Raw genomic sequence first — 22,812 nt, 5'->3', positions numbered from 1 at the left:
ATCCGGATTTCTCGCAGAATGCAGAGTACGAACATGACAGCCGCAGACGGTCCATCGACGGCCACAGAATCAGGTCCGCCCCCCGTCGTCGGTGTGATCATGGGCAGCCGGTCGGACTGGGAGACAATGGAAGGAGCCGTTGAGCTGCTGAAGGAATTCGGGGTCGCTCACGAATGCCGCGTCGTATCGGCACACCGAACTCCCAACTGGATGGTGGAATACGCGTCAACGGCTGCAGAACGAGGCCTCAAGGTGATCATCGCAGCGGCCGGCGGGGCCGCTCATTTGCCAGGCATGGTGGCGTCGCTGACGACGTTGCCCGTGCTGGGCGTTCCGGTCAAAAGCCGCGTGTTAAATGGCGTGGATTCGCTACTTTCGATTGTGCAGATGCCCGCAGGCGTGCCCGTCGGAACATTGGCCATTGGTGCCGCCGGTGCCAAGAATGCCGCTCTGCTGGCCGTCCGAATTTTGGCCAACGATAACGGTGAGCTAAGAACGCAGCTTGAGGCCTTTCAAGACAAACAGACGGAAACCGTGCTGAAGGATTCCTGGCTATGACAGGCGTCATTTGCCCTGGCGGCACGATTGGAATCCTCGGGGCAGGGCAGTTGGGCCGCATGCTGGCTCTGGTCGCTCGCCGCATGGGATATCGCGTGGCCGTTTTTGGCGGCGACCGCAGCTGTCCTGCCGGACAGGTATGCGACCAAATCTGGCCTGGCAACTACGACGACGAAGATTCACTGCGGGAATTTGCGGCTGCATCTGATGTGGTCACCTACGAATTTGAGAACATTCCATCGAAGGCCGCCGCTTTCATCGCAGACCTGGTGCCTCTACGCCCCGGGGCTGCATTGCTGAATGCCGCTCAGAATCGATTCGCCGAAAAGACCGCTTTAACGGGCATCGGGCTGCCGACAGCCGGTTTTCGCATGGTGCATTCCGCAACTGAACTGGCTGACGCCCGCCGCGACTTCGGCGGGAACGTAATCCTGAAAGCGAACACCGACGGTTACGACGGCAAAGGCCAATGGTCGATCGGCCCGGATACGGACCTCAAAAAGCTGTGGCCAGACACCGGGCTGCCGGAAGCGATCGTGGAGCAACGAGTAGACTTCGAATTTGAATTGTCGGTTGTGGCCGGACGCTTCGACGACGGCACAGTGCGAGCGTTCGCCCCGCTCCTCAACCATCATGAGAACCATATATTGGACGTGTCGATACTTGGTTCTCCAAAAGTCACCCCCAAAATTGGAGCTCGAGCCGAAGAAATGGCCCGCGCCGTTTTGGAACACTTCGACGTCGTAGGCGTGCTTTGCATCGAACTGTTTCTGACAAGCGGTGGCGATCTTGTTGTCAATGAGATTGCGCCGCGACCTCACAACAGCGGTCACCTAACAATTGAAGCTCACAACTGTAGTCAATTTGAGTTGCAATTGCGGGCAGCTTGTGGGCTTCCGGCGACTGATCTAGTGCCACGATTCCCGGCAGCAGCGATGGCGAATCTACTGGGGCAGCATCTGCCCGAAGCGTGGATGTCCTGGAATCCAGAAGGCTTCAGTGCCAAAGAGTGCCACCTCCACCTTTACGGCAAACCAGACCGTCGGCCCAATCGAAAAATGGGCCATATCACGGCCCTCGATACTGCAGGCGACGCAGCGGAACAAGCTGTGAGGGCGCTTCGCACTCAGTTGCGTTAAGGCGTCGGCCCTGCACAGCCGCAGCGATCCTCACAAGCCCGTGCTCACATCGCCAGGTTTTACGGAATCGTTGCCTGGACCCCGGGCACAGGCTCGCTACTCAGCATATAGTGTGCGGCGTTGTGGCTGACCGTTGACAAGAACAGAACGAAAGAAGTGACCTGAATGAGTAACGTGCCAAACCAATTGAACGAGCGGGTTGCAAATAAGCAGGCTGTCGTCGGCGTTATCGGATTGGGCTACGTCGGCTTGCCCTTGCTGGATGCATTCCTGGAAGTTGGCTTTCGGTGCATCGGCTTTGATGTTGATCAACCAAAGATCGATTCACTGGCTGCCGGAAAGAGCTATATTCGGCACATTCCTGACAGCCAAATTAAGGCATGGCAGGATTCGGGCCGTTTCGAAGCCACGAGCGACATGGAACGCCTGGCAGAAGCCGACGCCATTCTAATTTGCGTCCCAACACCACTGACAGCTTCGCGCGACCCGGACCTGCGGTTCGTCGAAGCGACCACCGAAGCTGTGTCAAAGACGTTGCGGTGCGGTCAGTTAGTCGTCCTGGAAAGCACAACTTACCCCACGACGACTCGCGACATCGTCCTTCCGATCCTTGAAAAATCAGGCCTGAAAGTAGGCTCCGATTTTCATCTGGCCTACAGCCCTGAGCGTGAAGACCCGGGGAATGCAGACTATTCGGCCAAGGGAATACCCAAAATTGTGGGCGGCATCACGGGCGAATGTAGTCGCCTGGCCGGGCAGTTGTACGACCATGCGGTTGCTGCAGTGATTCCCGTCGGTAGTTGCGAAGTGGCCGAAGCAGCCAAAATCCTTGAAAACGTTTATCGAGCCGTCAACATCGCGCTGGTGAATGAGCTGAAAGTTCTGTTCGACCGGATCGACATCGACGTCTGGGAAGTGGTAGATGCGGCCAAGACAAAGCCGTTTGGATTCCAGGCGTTCTATCCAGGGCCCGGATTGGGCGGCCATTGTATTCCAATTGACCCGTTTTATCTGTCATGGCTGGCGCGTCGGAGTGGACTGTCAACGCGATTCATCGAACTCGCCGGTGAAGTAAATCACAGCATGCCGTCGTACGTCATCGAACGGCTGATGAAAGCGCTAAACGATGACGGCAAGCCAATAAAAGGCAGCGCAATCTGCGTCCTCGGCGTCGCGTACAAGAAGAACGTCGACGATCCACGCGAGAGCCCTAGCTTTGTGTTAATTGAAGAACTTCTACAACTGGGTGCTAACCTTACTTACCACGACCCTTATGTCCCCACGCTGCCCTCAATGCGCCATCACGACCTGCCTTCCATGAACAGCAGTCCACTTACGGGTGACTTTCTAAGTAGCCTGGACGCTGTCTTGATTGCGACAGATCATGATGACGTCGCCTACGATCTGGTGGCCGAGCACGCTCATCTGATCGTGGACACACGCAACGCAATGTCAGGGATCGCAAAAGGGCGAGCGAGAATAGTGAAGGCATAGAAACTCGCGCCCTCTGGGTATTGTGGCACGAGAACCCCACGGCGAGCACGTGCCCAGCATCGCCGTCAACAGCTTCGCTATTTTATCGCCGAGCGGGCTACGCTTTTTCGATTCTTAGCGTTGCCGTTGTGACTCGGCATCAATGTTCGCACTAATGAGGTGCCGAACCGCAACATCACTCAAATTGATAACGCTGCTGAACAGCCATGTTGCGTTTTCACAACGCGGATTGTCAATTTGTTGCGGGTTCTCAACAAATCACCCCAGGTTCTCCAGCTTAGAGTTCTGACCGCGACTGGAGCTAGTTTTAGTTAATTCGAGAGCATTTCGTGGATTATTCGTCTTATTGATGCACAATCGTCAGATTCTACTGCGTTAACTTGGCGGCGACTGCCGCACATAGTACGACTTGAACGGAAATTCGGAGTAAAAACACGTGCAAACTCAACCGCAGGATGCCCCTTGGGCCTCGTTTGACAGTGCTACAGATGAGGATCAAGGCCTCGACATGTGGGGCTTCCTAAGCCGTCGCAAGGCCTTCATTATTGTCTTAGCGCTGATCGGCGCAGGGCTTGGATACCTCTTTTTCCAGCGACAAACGCCCCTGTACAGCTCAACCGCTTTGCTTCAGGTGATCCACCACAGCACTGACCCTATGGTCGAAAGCCGTTTGGCAGAGCGAAACCTCTCGGACGCCCAGTTCGTGGTCACCAGTCGCAAATTGCTTGACCCCTGCTATGACAACCACAACCTAAGCGAACTTCCCACCCTCAGGGGCCTACCAAAGGAAGAGGCCCTAAAGCGAATCGCCTTAGTGGTTACTGCACAGACTGAAGCTGCTGCGTCAAATATTCTGTTATTGAAATGCGAAGGCGCAAACCCAACGGACACAGAACGAATAGCAAACGCCGTCTCGCATGAATACATCCTGCATCAGCAGGAAAGCTATGAAGATGCCGTCACAAAGCTTCAGCAGCTATTCAGCCAGGCGAAAGACGAGCTTGGCGAAAGGCTGAACAAGCTTGAAAATGAGTACGCGGAGTTCGACAAGAGTTCACCATTGGGAAGCGATGGCGAGAATCCGCATCGGCAGCGACTCGCTGGGATTCAGAATAAGTCTTCGGAATTGGTGATCAGGGAAACAGAACTGAAAGCTGAGTTAGTAGCGTTGAACGAGGCATTGAGAAAAGGGGGCCAGCGAGACGCACTTTTGCTTTTGGTTGGCAAATATTCTGAAGGGGCAGAAGTAGACACGCCAGAAAAAATAGAGAATGTCGTTTCTAGTGCCAAGACGATGTTTCAGGCACTATTTCCACTGTTGATGGAAGAAGCGATCCTCGCCGAGGAAGTGGGTTCAGGTCACCCTAAGTTGGTCGCATTAAGAAAGCGAATTGAGCTAACCCGAGCTCATTTTGAGAAATTGGCGGGGATAGACACCGCCGAACGTCAGGCGACGGGGGCCAAGACTCCTGAACCTGCGCCCGAGCGGCCTGACTTCTTGGCCATCTATATGAATTCACTCGCTCAGGAAATCGAGGTGCTTAGAACGACTCTTGAGCAGCTTCAATCACTTGCAGCTCAAGAGGAACGAGCAGCCAAAGCGCTGCGAGACTATGAGTTGCAACGAGCAACTTTTGTTCGTCGCATTGATCGAGAAACATCATTGTTTGAGGACGTCCAACAGCAAATGCGGGACACTGAACTCCCCACAAACATGGGCGGGGTTTCAGCTTCAATCCTTACCGAAGCTTCGCACGGCGAGTTGGTCTATCCCAAAATGCCGCAGTTCCTTGGGATGGGGGCCTTTTTGGGTGCCTTCGCCGGACTATTGCTCGGCTATATCGTTGAAGTGGCCGACCGCAGTTTCCGCAAGCCGGAAGAGATCGTTCGCGAATTCGGTATTCCGATCCTCGGGCACGTTCCTTACATGCAGGAACAAAAGCTGCGAAAGATCCCAAAGGATACCGTCATGGATCGCTCGCTAATTTGCCTGCACCTGCCTCGTTCGAGACCTTCCGAAGCCTACAGGTCTGTACGTACTGCCGTTTGCTTTAGTGCACTCGGAAACGCTCATCGTGTGATCCAGGTGACCAGTCCGGCGGCGGGTGATGGAAAGTCGACGTTGGCGATGAACTTCGCCGTCTCACTGGCTCAATCGGGCAAAAAGACGTTGATTATGGAGAGTGACTTCCGACGTCCGAAAGTACATAAACTGACCGGCGTCGATAACAAGAAGGGTGTGGTGGACGTTCTGCGTGGCAAAGCAGAAATCAGCGACGCAATTAAAGAAACCGAACTGGAAGGCTTCTATGTCATGCCTTGCGGATCGCGTCCCAAGAACCCATCGGAACTACTATCTCGGCCGGAATACGAACATCTGCTTTCTGTGCTGCGTGAAAAATTCGACTACGTCATTGTGGATACGCCGCCGGTGTTGGTCGTGACGGATCCATGCAGCGTGGCTCCACGAGTCGACGGAGTGGTTCTGTGTGTGCGACTAAGTCGCCATACTCGCGAGTTCGGGCGACGAGCTTTGGAGCAGCTTCGCGATGTCGGAGCCAGCATGTCGGGAATCGTGATTAACGGCGTTGAAGAAACCGATGCCTACGGTTACGGCAACTACAGCTATTCGGACTATCGATATCGATACAAAGATTACAGCTACAACTACGGCTATGGCGACAAACAGAACGAAGGTTACTTTGCAGAAGCCGACCCCGAAGAGGAAGCTGCAGCTGAGGCCGAGGAAGTGTCCACATAGTCGCGTTGGCAATGGATGCAAAAGCGTGAGCAATCGCCCTCTGCCAGGCAGAGGGCAGGGCGGGTGAACGGCACAAAATCCTGTTGGTCGTCTTGATCCCGCCCATGCTCACGACATGACGCCGTACTATTGTGGGGCACGCTGCCGGTTAACCAGCGTTATGCCGAAGACCTCGGCTACGGTCGAAAAAAACGACCAGCCTCTGACTTCCGACTGGCCTCAAGCTTGAAGAAGCATGCCGCACCGTAGCCATGGGAGGGCACCTCGGTTTGTCGCGAGACAATCCTGTCTGGTGTTACCGCAACGTTTACTACAAAATTGGCGAAAACTCCACAAACTAAAGGCGTCGGCAATTGGCGGCCGGTCAACGCCGTTGGACAGGAAGCCACCTGAAGAATGGCACGTGCTGCACTGCACCTGTCACCCAAGGGGACGAAGTCCGCGCATGGACCGCTGTGAGTGCCCCCTCCCCCAAAAAAAACTCATGAACGCTGAATCAAAAATCCACGTGGCTGGACATCGCGGCATGGTGGGCGCCGCAGTCGTTCGATTGCTCAAGCAGCAGGGATATGCAAACCTTCTGCTCCGCACACGGTCAGAACTGGACCTCACGAACCAGGCGCAGGTGAATCAATTCTACGCCGAGGAATCCCCCGAAGTGGTCGTCTTTGCTGCCGCACGAGTCGGCGGTATCCATGCGAATGATTCTTATCCTGCTGAGTTCATCTATGAGAATCTGGTGATGGCATCGAATGCTGTGCAGGCGGCATTCGAACATGGGGTCCGCCGATTCCTGTTTCTTGGCAGCACATGTATCTATCCGAGAATGGCCCCACAGCCGATTCGCGAAGAAAGCCTGCTCACGTCCGAACTGGAGCCGACCAACGAAGCGTATGCAATTGCAAAAATCGCCGGTCTGAAACTCTGCCAGTTCTATCGGCGGCAGTACGGCGTGACATTCCATTCAGCCATGCCCACAAATTTGTACGGTCCGGGCGACAATTACCATTCGGAAAATTCGCACGTGCTGCCCGCCTTCATCCGTAGGTTTCACGAAGCGTCAGAGGCCAATGACGAGTCAGTCACAATCTGGGGGACTGGTAGTCCATTGCGCGAATTCCTGCATGTTGACGACCTTGCGGCGGCGATCCTGCATTTGCTAAAACTAGACCACCCCCCGGATCTCGTCAACGTTGGTAGTGGTGAAGAAGTCAGTATCCACGCACTCGCAAAAGCGGTTGCGGATACTGTCGGTTTTCGCGGACGGATCGAGACGGACCCCACGAAGCCTGATGGCACACCACGTAAGCTCTGCGACATTTCACGGATCAGGTCCACTGGGTGGTCACCACAGATTGGCCTTCATGAAGGTCTGAAAAGTACGTACGCAGCTTTTCGTGCAGAACTAGAGAACGATTCATTACGTGCCGTCTAAATGCAGGCGGCAGTGCATTTGCCCGGAGACCAACAGGAAATGACGAAGGTAGCACTAATCACCGGTATCACCGGACAGGACGGTTCTTATCTGGCCGAACTGTTACTGGAGAAAGGCTACGACGTACACGGCATCGTGCGCCGTTCAAGTACTTTCGGCACCGAACGTATCGACCACATTTACAAAGATCCGCACAACCCCAACGCCCGGCTGTTTCTGCATTACGGCGATCTGACGGACGGGCAAAGTATCACCAATTTGGTGCTCGATATCGAACCGGACGAAATCTACAACCTCGGCGCGCAGAGCCACGTCCGAGTTTCTTTCGACCAGCCCGCCTATACGTTTCAGGCCACCGGAGGCGGAGCCCTTAACGTGCTGGAAGCGGCCCGGCAACTGAACAAACGCAAGGCCACCAAGGTCTATCAGGCATCGTCCAGCGAAATGTTTGGTGAAGTCCTTGAGACGCCGCAGACGGAAAGGACCCCATTTCGACCTCAAAGCCCGTACGCCTGTGCGAAGGTGTACGCATTCCACCAGACCGTGAATTATCGTGAGTCTTACGATATGTTCGCTGTGAACGGCATTCTGTTTAATCACGAAAGCCCACGTCGCGGCGAAACGTTTGTCACTCGCAAAATCACACGAGCCGCCACGCGGATTCAACTGGGACTGCAGGAAAAACTGTACCTCGGCAACCTGGCCGCAAAACGAGACTGGGGCTATGCCAAAGACTACGTCGAAGGCATGTGGAGGATGCTGCAGCACGATGAGCCCGATGATTTCGTGCTGGCTACCGGAGAAACGCAAACTGTCCAGGACTTTGCTGATCTCGTGTTCAAGCAACTGGAACTCGACCCAAAAGACTATATCGAAATCGATCCTCGCTATTTCCGGCCAGCCGAAGTCGATCTGTTGCTGGGCGATCCATCCAAAGCCTCAGAAAAGCTCGGATGGACAGCTAGTACATCGCTGGAAGAACTGGCTCGATTGATGGTCGAAAACGACCTGGAACTCGCACGCCAGGAAGCAGTGGTGCTAAGTAGCCAGGCATAGGTTTGCTTACTGTTGATAAACTCGACGTCCAGAAACGAAACATGAGTTCCAATACCGCGCTGATAACGGGGATCACCGGGCAGGACGGTTCCTACCTGACGGAGCTCTTGCTCGAAAACGGGTACGAAGTTCATGGGCTGGTACGCCGCTCAAGCACCATGGAACGTTCAAGGTTGAAGCATCTGTACGCAGATGAATCGGTCTACAACAAACGCCTGTTTCTGCACTATGCCGACCTTGACGACCCGACCACCATTCGTCGAATTGTCACCAGGGTTCAGCCGACCGAGTTCTATCACCTTGCCGGCCAGTCTCACGTGGGACTCAGCTTTGACATCCCGGAAAGCACGTGCGACACAACCGCAATCGGTACGTTGCGGATTATGGAAATTCTCCGAGACCAGCCGCAGCCGCCCCGGTTTCTACACGCCAGCAGTCGTGAAATCTTCGGCACACCGACGGTCAGCCCTCAGGACGAATCAACGCCCGTCAATCCGAATTCTCCATATGGTTGCGCAAAAGCGTTCGCCACCCAGATGACAAAAATCTACCGCGAAGCGCACGGTCTCTTTTTCTGCAACGCCATCTGCTACAACCACGAAAGCCCTCGCCGCGGTGAAAACTTCGTGACTCGCAAGGTGTCGCTGGCGGCGGCAAAAATCAAAGCCGGACTGCAGAACAACCTGTCACTGGGCGATCTGGATGCCGCCCGCGATTGGGGTTATGCCAAAGACTATGTTCGGGCCATGTGGTTGATGCTACAGCAGGATACGGCCGGTGACTTCGTGCTGGCCACGGGCAAGTCGCATACCATCCGCCAGCTCCTGCAAACGGCCTTTGATCATGTCGATCTCAACTGGCAGGATCATGTCATCATCGACGATCGATTCAAACGCCCGGCGGATGCCTGTCAGTTGCTGGGTGATCCTGAAAAGGCCCACACAACACTCAACTGGCAACCCAGCGTCAATTTCGCGGAACTCGTCCAATTGATGGTAGACCACGACTGCCAGGCCATTCACGCTTCGGCCACAGCAAAAGCTGGAGCTGCATCCTCTTGAACGGGACACCAACTTTTGCCCCGGCTGTAAGTGAGCGACTTCCGTACATCACAAACGAGGTAATAGTCGATGGCACTGGGCTCCGACCTTGGACGCAATCTGCCTTCCAGCTTTCATTGCATTCCTTAGTCGTGACCGGCACGCACGAACTTAACAACCTGCAGCTGAACGACCGAGTGGGACTGGCTGAACACTGTCGCACCACTTTTCAACGCAGCAGCGATCTTGAAGCCTTGCTCGTGTTTGAATATGCACCGATGACGGAGTGCACGCGTGGCTGCGGCAGGTCTCTGCCGATCGGGTGAATAAAACGGAGCAGTTCGCTAAAGCTCAAAGTCCCGACAATTCACAGATGGCAAGAGATTGGTCGATCGTCACTAAGTCAAGTAGTTGCCCCCCCGACAAGGCGCACACTCTCCGATGAATTTTGGGACAGCGCTACCGCGCTACATTTCGATTCGCTCGAAAAAAGAAGCAAGAACCAAGAGGCTGTGGCGAAAGACCACGGAAGCTTCACAGGTTCGCTCAACGGAAGCGAAATGAAGATCCTGATTACTGGCATCTGTGGCTTTGTCGGCAGCGAACTGGCGATGTCTTTTCGTTCACGCGAGGCCGCCGATTCGCTGAAGATCGTCGGCATTGACAATCTGTCCCGCAATGGAAGCTGGAGAAACCGAGAACGACTCGCTGAACACGACATCACTGTCATGCACGGCGACATTCGCTGCTCAACCGATCTTGAAGCTGTGGGCAACGTTGATTGGGTCATTGATGCCGCCGCCAACCCCAGCGTCCTTGCGGGTGTAGACGGCAAGTCCAGTAGTCGGCAACTCGTAGACTACAATTTTACCGGAACAATTAACCTGCTCGAACATTGCAAGCAGCACAACGCGGGGTTCATTCTTCTTAGCACAAGCCGAGTCTACTCAATCCCCCCGCTGGCCGCGCTGACTGTAGCTTCTAGGAATCACGCCTTCGAACCTCAGCAGCCGAACAAAGAAGGGCTCACCAGCGGCGGTATTGGCGAAGACTTTTCGACCGCCGCACCTGTGTCGCTGTACGGAGCCACCAAACTCGCCTCGGAACAGATGGCGCTGGAATACGGGATGACGTTCGACTTCCCGGTGTGGATCAATCGCTGCGGAGTCATGGCCGGGGCAGGGCAGTTTGGCAAAGCCGACCAGGGAATTTTCGCTTTTTGGCTTCACAGCTGGAAAGAAAATAAGCCACTGAAATATATCGGCTTCGACGGAATGGGGCATCAGGTGCGAGACTGCCTGCATCCGCGTGACATGGTGCCGTTGCTGGTTCAACAAATGGAATCAACTCGCGGCGACAAACCGCCGATCGTCAACGTATCCGGCGGGCTTCCATCGGCCAGGTCACTTCGACAACTTAGCCAGTGGTGCGAAGAACGCTGGGGACCACGCAACGTCACTGTCGATGCGTCACCACGCCCGTTCGATTTGCCGTGGGTCGTGCTCGACCACACTTTGGCCACCGGGGTATGGGACTGGCGACCAACGACTACGGTCGATCAGATCCTGACGGAAATCGCCGACTTCGCAGACACGCAATCAGACTGGATTGGATTTTCTCGGTAAGACGCATGGAAAATTAACAATGGAACGCATCTTACGAACCTTCGAAAACCATGCCGACGCAGAGCAAGCTGCCAGCGACGATGATGACCACCTTACGATCAGTCAGCGTTTTGAAGTATTTATGCAGTTAATGGCTCCGTACTATGCCGCTTCCACCGGATTTCAGAGAATTTATCGAGTTGATGATTTCCACAGGCGTACGGTTCGTGATGATTGGCGGCTATGCCTACAACCTGTACCGAAACCCAAGAGCGACCGGTGACATCGACTTTCTGGTCGCGGCCGATTCTGACAACGAATCACGGCTCCGCAGCGTGCTGATCAATTTCGGTTTCGAGGGAACGTTGCCCGAGTCGGGTAAGCCATTGCTTGAAGACGGCAAGGTGATCATGCTCGGCCGAGCCCCCTTTCGAATTGACCTTTTGACCAGAATTGACGGTGTGGATTTTGATGAAGTCTATACCACGCGAAACGAAATGACTGTGGACGAACTGTTGATCCCAGTCATCTCTCCGAAAACGCTGATAAAGAACAAGCGGGCCGCCGGCCGGCCAAAGGATATTCCAGACATTCTGGAGCTTCAGACATGGCTGGAATCCGAACCGGACAATTGAAAACCGTGAAAAACCTACTTGTCACCGGCTCGTCCGGACTGATCGGTTCCGAAGTTTGCCTGCACTTTGCTGCGGCAGGCTGGAAGATCCACGGAGTCGACAACAACCAGCGAGCCGTCTTTTTCGGCCCTCAGGGCGACACTCGTTGGAATCAGCAACGACTGGCCAGCGCGATTCAAAACTTCGAACATCATGAAGTCGACATCCGCAACCGCGACGGCGTGCTGCAACTCATAAAATCTGTAAAGCCAGACGCCATCGTGCATACGGCCGCTCAGCCCAGCCACGATCGAGCCGCTGCGATTCCCTTCGACGACTTCGACACTAACGCGGTCGGCACACTGAATCTGCTGGAAGCCGCTCGACAGGCGTGCCCGGAATCACCGTTCGCCCACATGTCGACCAACAAAGTCTATGGAGACCGGCCCAACACCATCGCACGAAAGGAACTGGATACTCGCTGGGACTACGACGATCCGACATATGCAAATGGCGTCCCGGAAACCCTCTCCATCGATCAGTCCAAGCATTCCCTTTTTGGAGCGTCCAAAGTGGCGGCCGACGTGATGGTGCAGGAATACGGACGCTACTTCAACATGCCGACCTGCTGCCTGCGAGGCGGTTGCTTAACCGGCCCCAATCATAGCGGCGTTGAGCTTCATGGGTTCCTTAGCTATCTGGTTAAATGCAACCTGGAAGGTCGCGAATACAAAGTCTTCGGCTACAAGGGCAAGCAGGTTCGAGACAACATTCACAGCGAAGACGTGGCGAGGTTCATTCACGCCTTCATCGAAACGCCGCGTGTTGCTGAGGTCTACAATATCGGTGGCGGCAAAGACAACAGTTGCAGCATCCTGGAAGCCTTCGAAATCGCCAGCCAGTTCAGCAACCGAAAACAGGTCTACACCTACGTCGATGACAACCGGATCGGCGACCACATTTGTTACTACAGCGACCTGTCCAAAATGCGATCGCATTACCCTGGCTGGAATATATCAGTAAGTCTGACCGAAACGATCGAACAGATTGTGTCAGCGTGGAAGCAGCGGACGGCCGCGGAATTTTGAGCAGCATACAGCAAGACACAACAAGCAAGTCCGCCCGGCAAAAACGGCTTGCTACGCGAGTGTTCGGAATTATTTCCTCGTGCTCCGGAATGGCCGGGATTATCTTGGCCGCTCCATCAACCGTAAGCTACCGTGACCTCATCACAGGGCGACCGCCTGCTGTGCGAACTACGGACTTTGCAGCGACGAGCACGGTCTACCGGCGACTACGAAAACCTGAACTCCCTATTGGCTCACCTGTACCAGGTGTCACCCAAGGGGACGAAGTACGCCTTGGCGGGCATTATTTTCGACCACAGCTTAGCGAATCAAAAAGTTTGGCTCGATCGAGACCGGTTCAGAGCCTCCGCCAGAACGTCAATTCGGGCACTGTGTAGACAATCACCCTGCAACACCATGATGCCGAACGAGTCGCGTGATGAACAGGTATCTGTATTGGTGACGCTCAGCCGGGCGTTAACGGTCTGCGCAGTGCTGGCGGCCGTGGTATCCCTCTGTGGCATAGCCTTTCTCCTCCGCTACCTCTTAACCGCTGGCTGATTGAGACTCGTGGCAACGACTCTCAGGCCGCAAGTCGCAACGGTGATTTGAGAAAGCTTGTCGGCCGCAAGTGCAGCGAGCCGAATCCCCGCGTCATATACACCGCATTAATTGCCAGATCCACGATAGCAAATGATTCCCTTAACGCTCGACAACCGACAGAAGTGGCTAGTAACCGGCGCGGCGGGGTTCATCGGCTCACATCTGGTGCAAAACCTCCTGCTGCAGGATCAAATTGTCGTAGGCCTCGACAATTTCGAAACGGGCCATCAACAGAATATTGACACCGTGTTAAATGCGGTCGGGGCGAAGGCCGACCAATTTACATTCATCAAAGGTGATATCTGCGAACCAGACACTTGCGTAGCCGCAGTGCAAAATGTTGATCACGTCCTACATCAGGCAGCGCTAGGTTCGGTACCGCGCTCAATTGAAAATCCAATTCGCTCAAACGAAGTCAACATTGGTGGCTTCCTGAATATGCTGGTAGCCGCCAAAGATGAGAAGGTCAGTAGCTTCACTTACGCAGCATCCAGTTCTACGTATGGAGACAGCCCCGCGCTCCCCAAACGAGAAGACATCATCGGCCGGCCGCTGTCCCCCTATGCCCTCACAAAACTCGCCAACGAAATCTATGCTGAAGTGTTTGCGAGGGTCTACAACTTTCGATGTATCGGCCTTCGCTACTTTAATGTCTTTGGACCACGGCAGGACCCCAAAGGCGCCTATGCGGCAGTCATCCCCAAATGGATTGACGCATTGATGCAACAGAATGAAGTCCAGATCAATGGTGATGGCGAGACAAGCCGGGACTTCTGTTACGTGAATAATGTCGTTCTGGCAAACTTTCTGAGTGCAAAAGCGGACGATTCGGCCCGGAACACCGTATACAATGTCGCTTGCGGTCAGCAAACCACGCTTAATCAGCTATTCGAACACCTCAGGAATCTCGTGGCAAAAAGGGTTCCGGATTCAGCATCCAGCAAGCCGAACTACCAGAATTTCCGTGACGGGGATGTTCGCCACAGCCTGGCCGACATATCCAAAATCCAACAGCAGCTTGGCTATGTGCCCCAGGTTCTGGTGGAAGAAGGCTTGCAAACAACTGTTGCCTCCTACTTCGATTAGTGCCTTGCACTAAGGTCGCTTAACGCTCCAGGAAAAAGCGGCCATCTCAATCATTCACCTTCCGCGTTTCAGGAAAGCTCGTCGTTGAGCAGCACGCAGCACAGGCCGTCAGGGCGATACATACTACTCGCCTGTATGTTGGCGATCACAGGGCAGATTTTCCTTCAGTGGCTGATCCCTTCAAATAGCTCGCTACCTCCAGGTACGGAACGCGGTGACATCCTCTTTCATGAAGATTGTCTCCCCTCCAAACTTGGAGACTGGTCCTTGACCAGGTTTACGCCAGCGGACACTGTTGCCAGCGAACGAGTCTGGGCGAGTAGCTGGTACTATGTCTCCGATTTTGGCGGAGCCGTTGTCAGCTTTGATCAGGCGGGTTACACAGGATGGCATGAGCTGTCTGATTGCTATGTCGCCACAGGCTGGAAACATGTGTCGAGAAAAATCATTCAACTCGAAGACAACGATTGGCCATGCGTTGCCTCAATATTTGAAAAGCCATCCGGGCAGCAGGCACTGGTTGTCTTTTCATTGTTCTTTGACGATGGCATGGGCGTCGTACCGCCGAATTATGACCTGAGCCAACCCGACAACGGTAACCGGGGAATTCTGGATAGATTCGGAGATCGCATGTCCGACCTTCATCCGTCGCACCAGAGACAGGACCCAACTCGCCAGTGTCAGGTGTTTGTCGTCGGACGCCAGATTGGCGACACGCTTACGAAAGAAGTTATCGACTTGCATGTAAGCACCAGAGCCAAGTTCCTTGCATATTGGCGTCAAGAAACAGCACAGCCCGAGCAACAAGCTAACTCCGAAACATCCTCGTGAAAGTCCTTTTTCTTGTCCTGTATCCTAAACAGGCACCCAGCCCACGATATCGGGTTTACAATCTGATTCCATGGCTGGAAAAATCCGGGATGGTATGCGACGTCCGCCCTTTGATTTCTGAAAGTGACTATCCGGTTTCTCGCAGAAAAGGGGCCTACCTGCAGAAAATCTGGATGCTGGCGAAGGGATTCCGGGAGCGGCTCAGGCTGGTCAGGCAAGCATCTAATTACGATGCTGTCTACGTTCTAAAAGCCGCGTTCCCGTATGGACCGCCAATCATTGAGCGAAAGCTACGCAAGAAAAACGTCCCCTTGATCTTCGACTTTGACGACGCCATCCAGATACACAAGCCCAGTGGAAACCATCGCTTCCTCGACTTTCTAAAGCCCCCATCCCGGACCAATGACGTTGTGGCGCTGGCTAATCGGGTAGTCGTCCCCAACAACTTTCTTGCCGATTTTGCAAAGAGATACAACGAAGCGGTCACGATCGTTCCCGAGGCAGAAGACACAGAACGTCTGTACCCTCGCAGCAAACACACCAACAACAAGCCGCAGATTGTAATCGGTTGGGTGGGCAGTCCATCGACAGCGAAGTACCTGAAGCTGATCACCGAGGCACTGCGTGAAATTTGCAGTCGCTATCCACAGGTCATTGTTCGAGTTATTGGCGGCTCATTTCTCGCCGACGGCGTCAGAACAGAAGAAGTTGCCTGGAGCCTGGACAAAGAGGGGGAACTGTTTCACAGCCTGGATATTGGAATTATGCCTTTGCCGCTAGAAGACTGGAGCAAAGGGAAAAGCGGCTGCAAGTTGCGGCAATACATGGCGACTGGGGTGCCAGGCGTCGCCACCAAAATCGGCTACAACTGCGAACTCGTAAACGACGGCGAAACAGGATTCCTTGTCGAAACGAACGCCGAATGGGTAACTGCACTGGCGACGTTGATTGAACATTCCGAACTTCGTAATCGCATCGCTGAAGCGGCCCGCACAGACGTGGAAACAAGATTTGCGATCACCACAGTAGGCCCCTTGCTAAAAGGTGCCATCACGGGCGTGGCTCGCTCATGCCAAAATGGATACACCACAACTCAATAATGGAAATATCTCAAAAGATCTCCAGAGGCGAAAGAAGGAAGGTGCTCGGTCTGTTTTGGACCGGCTTCACAGTCCGAGTTTCACTACTCCTGCTTTTGCACTTTTCCGGCGTCGAACGGAGCTTGCGACTCACAAAAGATGCATTCCTGTACGACAGTCTTGGTCGGCAGATTGCCGACTACTATCGTTCTTCCGGAAAAACGGCTTGGCCCTCCAGAGTTACTGGAGTTATTGATCATCTTTATGAGCACGTTGTTGGCATCATCTATTACATGAGCGGTGATTCCATGATGGCTGTGCGTTTGATCAATGCGCTAGCAGGCAGCTTAGTAATCCTCTGCGTTTGGCGAATGGCTCGCTATATCACTGACCCCAAAACCGCACTAAGGTGTGCGACATGGGCCTGCTACTTCCCGACACAGCTTTACTACTCCTGCCTACCGGTTCGAGACTCCCACAGCACGCTGGCGATGGCTATGATCTTTCTGGGCATGACTGCAATCGCTTCCGGCGGTCGCGGGCGTCACGTAGCCGCGCTACCGATCGGGCTTGTACTTACTGCAGGGTATCGCGGATATGTCGCAGGCGTATTGTTATTCCTGGTTCCTGCGTCGTGGCTGGTCTCGTTTTTGGTGGTGAAATCGCGAAACAAATCAAAGTTTGTTCAGCGCATTGTTGTATTGAGCTTCCTGTTCGTTCCGATTATGGCTTCCGTCGGAGTTGAAAAGGTCTTTACCACAGGCAAGGCTGCACAAATGACAGATCTCGATTACTGGAACTCTACGCGAGTCAAAATGAACCGAGGCTCGGGAGCGGTCTACAACAGCGACATCCCAGAGATTGGGAAGAACGTCGTTGACACCGTGACTGGCGTGGCAATCGGCATCTATTTCTTTTTCGTCAGCCTAAACCCTTCAGAGATGGACAGTGTGCGGCAATGGATGGCAATTCCGGAAGTAGCTATCGTTTTGTACATGATTCCTAAAATGTACCGAGGATTCAGACGGATTCTAAAGTACCATCGGTTCCAGTGCTTCTCGTTGTTATTTGTCGCATTCGCGATCACGTTTGCCTACTCCAGCGTAACCACAAATGCTGGACCGCTTATGCGCTGGCGACTGCAGGTTGCAAACGTTTACATCCTGATCGCGGCCATCGGCTATGCGAAAAACTATACGCCGGAATTGCTTAGAAAGTCTGCAGGACGCGTGCAGCCAGCGGAACAGCACTGGCAGGCCCTGACACCGGCCGGAACAGAGGTCCGCACTTGAAAAAGCCGACGGCCGTCATTTGCGGAGCATCTGCGACCGGACTTGGCGTTGGCCGAGATCTGGGACGTCAAGGCATACCTGTCGTGTTCGCTGACTTCGAATCGTTCCGCCCAGGATTTGCCAGCCGATACGCCAGCAAACAGCACAAGGGAATCGTTGCTGATTCGGAAGATGAACTGCTGGATCGCCTTGTCGTTTTCGCGGCGCAACAGGAGCATAAACCTGTCCTGTTTCAGACGACCGATCAAATGGTGCTTGCCGTCGCCGAGCATCGTGACCGGTTGGAACAACACTTTCGAATTGCAGACTCAACACGCCCCGGAATTGCTGACGTTGTCACAGACAAAAAGCGATTTTACGACCTGTGCTGCCAATACGAAGTCGCCTCCCCTCGGACTGCCTTTCCGAAGACGGCCGATGAGGCACTTCAACTGGTCGAGCCATTCGACTTTCCTGTCATCCTGAAGCCTATCCACGGCCACCTGTGGCGGGAACGACTGAAAGGAAAGAAACTTCTGGTTGCCGAAACGATTCAGGAGTTCCACCAGATCATTGACCGATTTAGGGCCGACGTGCATGACCTAATGATTCAGGAAATGATTCCCGGTCCGGAAAAAAACCTATGGGTTGGCGGTCTTTATTTGCGTCAATCAGACGGAGAACCAGGCCCTGTTTTCGTAGGAAGAAAATTGCGTCAGTACCCACCAGGCTTCGGCAGTGCGTCGCTGGCCGATGCCTGCTGGAACGAGACAGTGCGAGACCTAAGCGTCGAGTTTCTGAGAAAGATTGGCTATCGCGGTGTGTGTGGAACAGAATTCAAGTTTGACGAACGCGATCAAACATACAAGATGGTCGAAGTTAACCCGAGACAGACACTCTGGTTCGCACTGATCGGTGCCTCAAATGTACCGCTGAACTACTACGCGTATTGTGACCTGGCCGAGCAACCACTGCCTGCCCTTGAAGAGCAACGCAATGGAACGAAATGGCTGCTGTTTGACAAGGACCTGGTTTCAGCCACGAAGTACTTCTTCACCGGAAAACTGGGGCTGATTAGCTGGCTAAGATCCTACAAAGGCATTCGCGTACGAGCCGTTTGGTCATGGGCAGACCTGTGGCCCTCATTTAGCATCGCCAGGACCTATCTGCATCGTCTTCGTACACGCTTCTCCAGCAGCAATAAGTGACTAAGAACGTCTAACCACCAGAGCGTCGATGCAGAAGCCGCTATAGTGATCACGACACATGTCAGACGCCGCGCAAAACTCGCACTGGTCAAGCTAAGAGCTTAAGGACGTTTGGTCCGCCACGCACGTTCGCGGTTACTAACGATGCAGTAGCGTACTAAGCTTCGGCAATTCCTGAGTGTCATCGCGTAGCCCTGTGAGATAGGTTGGAAGCCAATCCCACAGGGCATTTTTCATCGTCGTTATTCCCGCCAGATAGCGGGCCAGCCCTGCTAAGAGTAACAACCAGTTGGAAACCAAACGACCTTCAGGCAGCCCCGGCACGTTTGTCGTGTCCCTGGACTTTGAACTCGCATGGGGAACACGCGGTCGCCCTGCAAGCTCAAGAGTTGGCCCATGGCTGGATGGTGCACGGGATGCGATCAGGCAAATGCTGGACCTGTTTGCCGAGTTCGAAATATCCGCCACCTGGGCCACAGTCGGCGCACTTCTGATGGCACAGCCGGGTGGCCAGAAGCGACACCGGATGCTTGCGGCATCACGCTACAATGATGTGCCGACGGGGGATCACCTAACAGTGCCGAACTGGTACGCCGAAGACGTACTGCAGTGGATTCTGGATTGTCCAGTTCCTCAGGAACTGGCTTGCCACACGCTCACCCATCTGTATGTGAATACGAAACCAGAAGGCCGACAGGAATTCGCTGACGAGCTGGACCTGTTTATCGAGCTGTTTGACGAACTAAAATTGCCTCGGCCCCGTAGTTTTGTTTACCCGAAGGCCTATCAGGCCCATTTTGACCTGCTTGCAGATCGAGACTTCTATGCCTATCGAGGCCCGGAAGCTCGCTGGTTCGAAAGCCTTCCCGGCACGCTTCCCGCCGCCGCCCTGCGGTGGATCGATTGTGCGTGCGCCCTGACACCTCAGGTTAGGAATTGCGAATTTGTTGCCAATAACCTGTGGATGATTCCTGCGTCGCAGTTCTATTCTCCATTCATGGGTGTCGGCAAACATGTCTCCATGAAAGCAAGGGTCAACAAAGCCATTCGAGGCCTGAACTACGCGGCCAAACATGGTGGCGTGTACCACCTTTGGACACACCCTTTTAACATGGGCTTCGACACAAAAGAGTTGATTGTGGGACTGCGTCACATACTCAACGCTGCGAGCCAACTCGGTATATCAAACTTCGCCATGTCGAAGTTGGCATCAGACAAACACCGCGAGGCACAGCTATGAGGATCTGTATTGCTGGGAAAAACCAAATCGCGTGCAACGTACTTCGCCACCTCATAGACTCGGGCTATACAAACAAGCAGCTGAGCGTCATTCCCAATCGGGATGATGTTGGAAAGCACACTTGGCAACCTTCGATCGCTTTCGTTGCAGAACGGCACAATGTTCCAGTTTGGTCACTGGAGCAAGCAGAAGACTCCCACGACCTAATGTTCGTCTCAGTCGAATTTGACCGAATTCTCCGGCCCTCCCGCTTCAAGACAACACAACTCTACAATATCCACTTCTCTCTATTGCCTGCATATCGGGGAGTCGCGACGTCAGTCCTGCCAATTCTTCACGGAGCGAACACGACTGGCGTTTCGATTCATCAGATTGATCATGGAGTTGACACAGGCGACGTGATCTATCAGAAGGCCGTGGAAATTTTACCAAATTGGAGTTCACGCGACCTGTATTTTCAACTTATGGAAACAGGTGAAGAGCTGCTTACGTCCAAGATTCAGGACCTAATCGATGGAAGCTTCACGCCAACGCCTCAACAAGTCACTGGCGCATCCTACTTTTCGCGACGCGACGTCGATTTTGGCACCCCTCCCATAGTTACGAACGGAACCGCCTGGCAAGCGAGTTGCTCTCTCCGAGCATTCATGTTTCACGAGTATCAATACCCCGAACTGGACGTTGGCCAAGTGATGGGAGCATCAATTTCAACATCAATTTCAACATCAGTTTCGTCACGATGTGCTACAGAACGTACCGGCGCCTGGACTGCCGTACTTCACACTCGAGACCGCAGTGTCGACCTGATTCTGTCGCCATTCAACTCCCTATACCAGTGGTGCCGGACAACAGAAGACAAGCCAGAGCATCTAGATTCCCACCCCATGCTAAATTCGATAGTGAATCGGGCAGACCGAAATGGCTGGACTCCGTTAATGGTCGCCTGCTATCACGGCAACAGTGAAGCCATTGAAACCCTGTTAGAGTGGGGCGCCGATGTGAATCAATCGAACTTGAGAGGAACCACACCGCTAATGTACGCTAAGGATTGCCCCTCAAGGAATGCACAGGCCATAGTGCGCCAAGTCTTAGATGCTGGAGCAGATGTTACAGTGCGGGACGCATACGGAAAAACTGTGATTGACTATGCATTTGAGAACAACCAACAAGCTTTTCTTCGTCAAATTTAACCCTCATTTGCTTGACTAGCCATATGCCATTTGAAGACTGCCGCCTTCTTCGTTTTCCTCGCATAGAAGACCGTCGGGGAAATCTGTCGTTCATCGAAGGGGGAAAACACATCCCATTCGACATCAAGCGCGTATACTACCTCTACGACGTTCCGGGCGGCGCGGAGAGAGGCGGTCATGCTCATAAACAGCTATGGCAAGTTATCATCGCAATGTCCGGCAGTTTCGACGTGATGCTTGACGATGGATTCGGGCAGCAAAAATTCCACCTTAATCGTTCGTACAGTGGGCTTGTTGTCGGCCCAATGATGTGGCGTGAGATTGATAATTTTTCATCTGGTTCTGTTTGCCTTGTCCTTGCTTCACGGCACTACGATGAAGACGACTACTATCGAGACTACAATGAGTTCTGCAAGGCCGTCTCATCAAATGATTAATGTCCCGTTCCTAGAGCTTCTTCCAGCCTATTTAGAGCTGAAGGAAGAGATTGACGATGCTGTCTCTCGTTCTTTTGCAACCGGTTGGTACATCGGCGGGAAAGACGTCGAGTTATTCGAGCGAAACTACGCGGAATATTGCAGTGCGAAACATTGCATTGGCGTAGGCAATGGACTTGACGCCTTGGCGATCGCTTTGACAGCTTTCGGCGTAGGGCCAGGCGACGAGGTCATTGTTCCGTCCCACACATTTATCGCGACATGGCTTGCTGTCAGCATGACTGGAGCATCCATCGTACCTGTTGAGCCAGACGAAGGCACAATGAATGTGACGCCGCACGGTATCGCAAGTGCAATTACAGCCAAGACAAAGGCCATCGTTCCAGTTCATCTGTATGGATTGCCATGCGATATCACAGCCATCAAGGATATTGCAGACGCTCACGAGATCCCGGTGATCGAAGATGCAGCTCAGGCTCACGGTGCTACCCTAGAAGGAAATCGAGTTGGCAGCTTCGGAACCACTTGTTGTTGGAGTTTCTACCCGGGCAAGAATCTAGGAGCGTTTGGGGATGGAGGAGCAATCACTACGGATGATGACGCAATTGCAGAAAAGGCAAGAATGATCGCCAACTATGGTTCAAGGAAGAAGTACGTCCACGAAGTGATTGGCGTCAATAGCCGCCTTGATCCGGTTCAGGCGGCTATTCTAAACGTCAGGCTGGCTGTCCTTGACAAGTGGAATGAACGCCGGCAGTCGATTGCAGATCGGTACCGACTGGCATTTCGTAATGCAGAATTTGAAATGCAATCGATTCCGACGGAATGTCGCAGTTCAAATCACCTGTTTGTCATTAGACATAACGATCGACAGGGCTGGGCAAACGATCTTGCTGCAGTGGGGATAGGAACCCAGATTCACTACCCAATCGCCTGTCGAGACCAGGGTGGATATATCGACTCTAACCTGCCTTTAACTCCAATCGCATCAAAACTTGCCGCTGAAGTCATAAGCCTGCCAATCGGTCCCCACATGTCACCGGAGCAGGTGGATGCAGTGGTCCATTCTGTCGTCGCTTTAGAGAACGTGGATTAGGGA

At 53.6% G+C, this 22,812-nt stretch carries 19 protein-coding genes; all 19 read left to right on the top strand.

From position 1 onward, the window contains the following. The first annotated feature begins 33 nt into the window (after positions 1 to 33). Positions 34 to 558: a 5-(carboxyamino)imidazole ribonucleotide mutase gene (gene purE, locus Fuma_RS28125; RefSeq protein ID WP_077028603.1), complete on the top strand. Its 525-nt coding sequence runs from the start codon at positions 34 to 36 to the stop codon at positions 556 to 558. Continuing rightward, on the top strand, positions 555 to 1,697 hold the full coding sequence (locus Fuma_RS28120) for a 5-(carboxyamino)imidazole ribonucleotide synthase (protein ID WP_077027044.1): 1,143 nt from the start codon (positions 555 to 557) through the stop codon (positions 1,695 to 1,697). Before purE ends, Fuma_RS28120 begins: the two co-directional genes overlap by 4 nt. A 165-nt stretch (positions 1,698 to 1,862) precedes the next feature. Further along, complete coding sequence (locus tag Fuma_RS28115) at positions 1,863 to 3,191, top strand: nucleotide sugar dehydrogenase (protein ID WP_077027043.1); 1,329 nt, start codon at positions 1,863 to 1,865, stop codon at positions 3,189 to 3,191. Positions 3,192 to 3,627: 436 nt separating this feature from the next. Next, complete coding sequence (locus Fuma_RS28110) at positions 3,628 to 5,952, top strand: polysaccharide biosynthesis tyrosine autokinase (RefSeq protein ID WP_077027042.1); 2,325 nt, start codon at positions 3,628 to 3,630, stop codon at positions 5,950 to 5,952. Between the two features lie 484 nt (positions 5,953 to 6,436). Continuing rightward, complete coding sequence (locus Fuma_RS28105; RefSeq protein WP_077027041.1) at positions 6,437 to 7,387, top strand: GDP-L-fucose synthase family protein; 951 nt, start codon at positions 6,437 to 6,439, stop codon at positions 7,385 to 7,387. 39 nt (positions 7,388 to 7,426) lie between these two features. After that, positions 7,427 to 8,443 (top strand): GDP-mannose 4,6-dehydratase, encoded by a 1,017-nt coding sequence (gene gmd / locus Fuma_RS28100; RefSeq protein ID WP_077028602.1) that lies wholly within the window; start codon positions 7,427 to 7,429, stop codon positions 8,441 to 8,443. Between the two features lie 41 nt (positions 8,444 to 8,484). Continuing rightward, positions 8,485 to 9,504, top strand: coding sequence for a GDP-mannose 4,6-dehydratase (gene gmd / locus Fuma_RS28095; protein WP_077027040.1), 1,020 nt, complete (start codon positions 8,485 to 8,487; stop codon positions 9,502 to 9,504). Positions 9,505 to 10,043: 539 nt separating this feature from the next. After that, entirely contained in the window at positions 10,044 to 11,108 is a 1,065-nt protein-coding gene (locus Fuma_RS28090) for an NAD-dependent epimerase/dehydratase family protein (protein ID WP_077028601.1), read from the top strand. Between the two features lie 182 nt (positions 11,109 to 11,290). Beyond that, positions 11,291 to 11,722: a nucleotidyl transferase AbiEii/AbiGii toxin family protein gene (locus Fuma_RS28085; protein ID WP_229360957.1), complete on the top strand. Its 432-nt coding sequence runs from the start codon at positions 11,291 to 11,293 to the stop codon at positions 11,720 to 11,722. Positions 11,723 to 11,727: 5 nt separating this feature from the next. Beyond that, positions 11,728 to 12,789, top strand: a complete 1,062-nt coding sequence (locus Fuma_RS28080; protein ID WP_077028600.1) for an NAD-dependent epimerase/dehydratase family protein — start codon at positions 11,728 to 11,730, stop codon at positions 12,787 to 12,789. A gap of 672 nt (positions 12,790 to 13,461) precedes the next feature. Continuing rightward, on the top strand, positions 13,462 to 14,457 hold the full coding sequence (locus Fuma_RS28070) for an SDR family oxidoreductase (protein WP_077027037.1): 996 nt from the start codon (positions 13,462 to 13,464) through the stop codon (positions 14,455 to 14,457). 135 nt (positions 14,458 to 14,592) lie between these two features. Beyond that, positions 14,593 to 15,288: an exosortase U gene (gene xrtU / locus Fuma_RS28065; RefSeq protein ID WP_077027036.1), complete on the top strand. Its 696-nt coding sequence runs from the start codon at positions 14,593 to 14,595 to the stop codon at positions 15,286 to 15,288. Beyond that, complete coding sequence (locus Fuma_RS28060; RefSeq protein ID WP_077027035.1) at positions 15,285 to 16,388, top strand: glycosyltransferase family 4 protein; 1,104 nt, start codon at positions 15,285 to 15,287, stop codon at positions 16,386 to 16,388. The genes xrtU and Fuma_RS28060 overlap by 4 nt, the downstream gene beginning before the upstream one ends. A 122-nt stretch (positions 16,389 to 16,510) precedes the next feature. Beyond that, positions 16,511 to 17,659, top strand: a complete 1,149-nt coding sequence (locus Fuma_RS28055; protein ID WP_158521164.1) for a glycosyltransferase family 39 protein — start codon at positions 16,511 to 16,513, stop codon at positions 17,657 to 17,659. Next, positions 17,656 to 18,846 carry a carboxylate--amine ligase gene (locus tag Fuma_RS28050; RefSeq protein ID WP_077027033.1) on the top strand — a complete coding sequence of 397 codons (1,191 nt, stop codon included), beginning with the start codon at positions 17,656 to 17,658 and terminating at the stop codon, positions 18,844 to 18,846. The genes Fuma_RS28055 and Fuma_RS28050 overlap by 4 nt, the downstream gene beginning before the upstream one ends. A 289-nt stretch (positions 18,847 to 19,135) precedes the next feature. Continuing rightward, complete coding sequence (locus Fuma_RS28045) at positions 19,136 to 20,086, top strand: polysaccharide deacetylase family protein (protein ID WP_077027032.1); 951 nt, start codon at positions 19,136 to 19,138, stop codon at positions 20,084 to 20,086. After that, complete coding sequence (locus Fuma_RS28040; protein WP_083732382.1) at positions 20,083 to 21,276, top strand: formyltransferase family protein; 1,194 nt, start codon at positions 20,083 to 20,085, stop codon at positions 21,274 to 21,276. The genes Fuma_RS28045 and Fuma_RS28040 overlap by 4 nt, the downstream gene beginning before the upstream one ends. Positions 21,277 to 21,299: 23 nt before the next feature. Further along, positions 21,300 to 21,713 carry a sugar 3,4-ketoisomerase gene (locus Fuma_RS28035; RefSeq protein WP_077027030.1) on the top strand — a complete coding sequence of 138 codons (414 nt, stop codon included), beginning with the start codon at positions 21,300 to 21,302 and terminating at the stop codon, positions 21,711 to 21,713. Then, positions 21,679 to 22,809, top strand: coding sequence for a DegT/DnrJ/EryC1/StrS family aminotransferase (locus tag Fuma_RS28030; RefSeq protein WP_218922318.1), 1,131 nt, complete (start codon positions 21,679 to 21,681; stop codon positions 22,807 to 22,809). The genes Fuma_RS28035 and Fuma_RS28030 overlap by 35 nt, the downstream gene beginning before the upstream one ends. Positions 22,810 to 22,812: the final 3 nt, after the last annotated feature.

It is taken from the genome of Fuerstiella marisgermanici (assembly GCF_001983935.1).
GTDB lineage: Bacteria > Planctomycetota > Planctomycetia > Planctomycetales > Planctomycetaceae > Fuerstiella > Fuerstiella marisgermanici.
Note: the sequence above shows the minus strand (reverse complement) of the source record. Positions and strands in the feature narration are given on the sequence as shown.

Coding starts and splice junctions, on each gene's coding strand:
- purE (WP_077028603.1), top strand. CDS start 34: ATGACAGCCGCAGACGGTCCATCGACGGCCACAGAATCAGGTCCGCCC.
- Fuma_RS28120 (WP_077027044.1), top strand. CDS start 555: ATGACAGGCGTCATTTGCCCTGGCGGCACGATTGGAATCCTCGGGGCA.
- Fuma_RS28115 (WP_077027043.1), top strand. CDS start 1,863: ATGAGTAACGTGCCAAACCAATTGAACGAGCGGGTTGCAAATAAGCAG.
- Fuma_RS28105 (WP_077027041.1), top strand. CDS start 6,437: ATGAACGCTGAATCAAAAATCCACGTGGCTGGACATCGCGGCATGGTG.
- gmd (WP_077028602.1), top strand. CDS start 7,427: ATGACGAAGGTAGCACTAATCACCGGTATCACCGGACAGGACGGTTCT.
- gmd (WP_077027040.1), top strand. CDS start 8,485: ATGAGTTCCAATACCGCGCTGATAACGGGGATCACCGGGCAGGACGGT.
- Fuma_RS28090 (WP_077028601.1), top strand. CDS start 10,044: ATGAAGATCCTGATTACTGGCATCTGTGGCTTTGTCGGCAGCGAACTG.
- Fuma_RS28085 (WP_229360957.1), top strand. CDS start 11,291: ATGATTTCCACAGGCGTACGGTTCGTGATGATTGGCGGCTATGCCTAC.
- Fuma_RS28070 (WP_077027037.1), top strand. CDS start 13,462: ATGATTCCCTTAACGCTCGACAACCGACAGAAGTGGCTAGTAACCGGC.
- xrtU (WP_077027036.1), top strand. CDS start 14,593: ATGTTGGCGATCACAGGGCAGATTTTCCTTCAGTGGCTGATCCCTTCA.
- Fuma_RS28040 (WP_083732382.1), top strand. CDS start 20,083: ATGAGGATCTGTATTGCTGGGAAAAACCAAATCGCGTGCAACGTACTT.
- Fuma_RS28035 (WP_077027030.1), top strand. CDS start 21,300: ATGCCATTTGAAGACTGCCGCCTTCTTCGTTTTCCTCGCATAGAAGAC.
- Fuma_RS28030 (WP_218922318.1), top strand. CDS start 21,679: ATGAGTTCTGCAAGGCCGTCTCATCAAATGATTAATGTCCCGTTCCTA.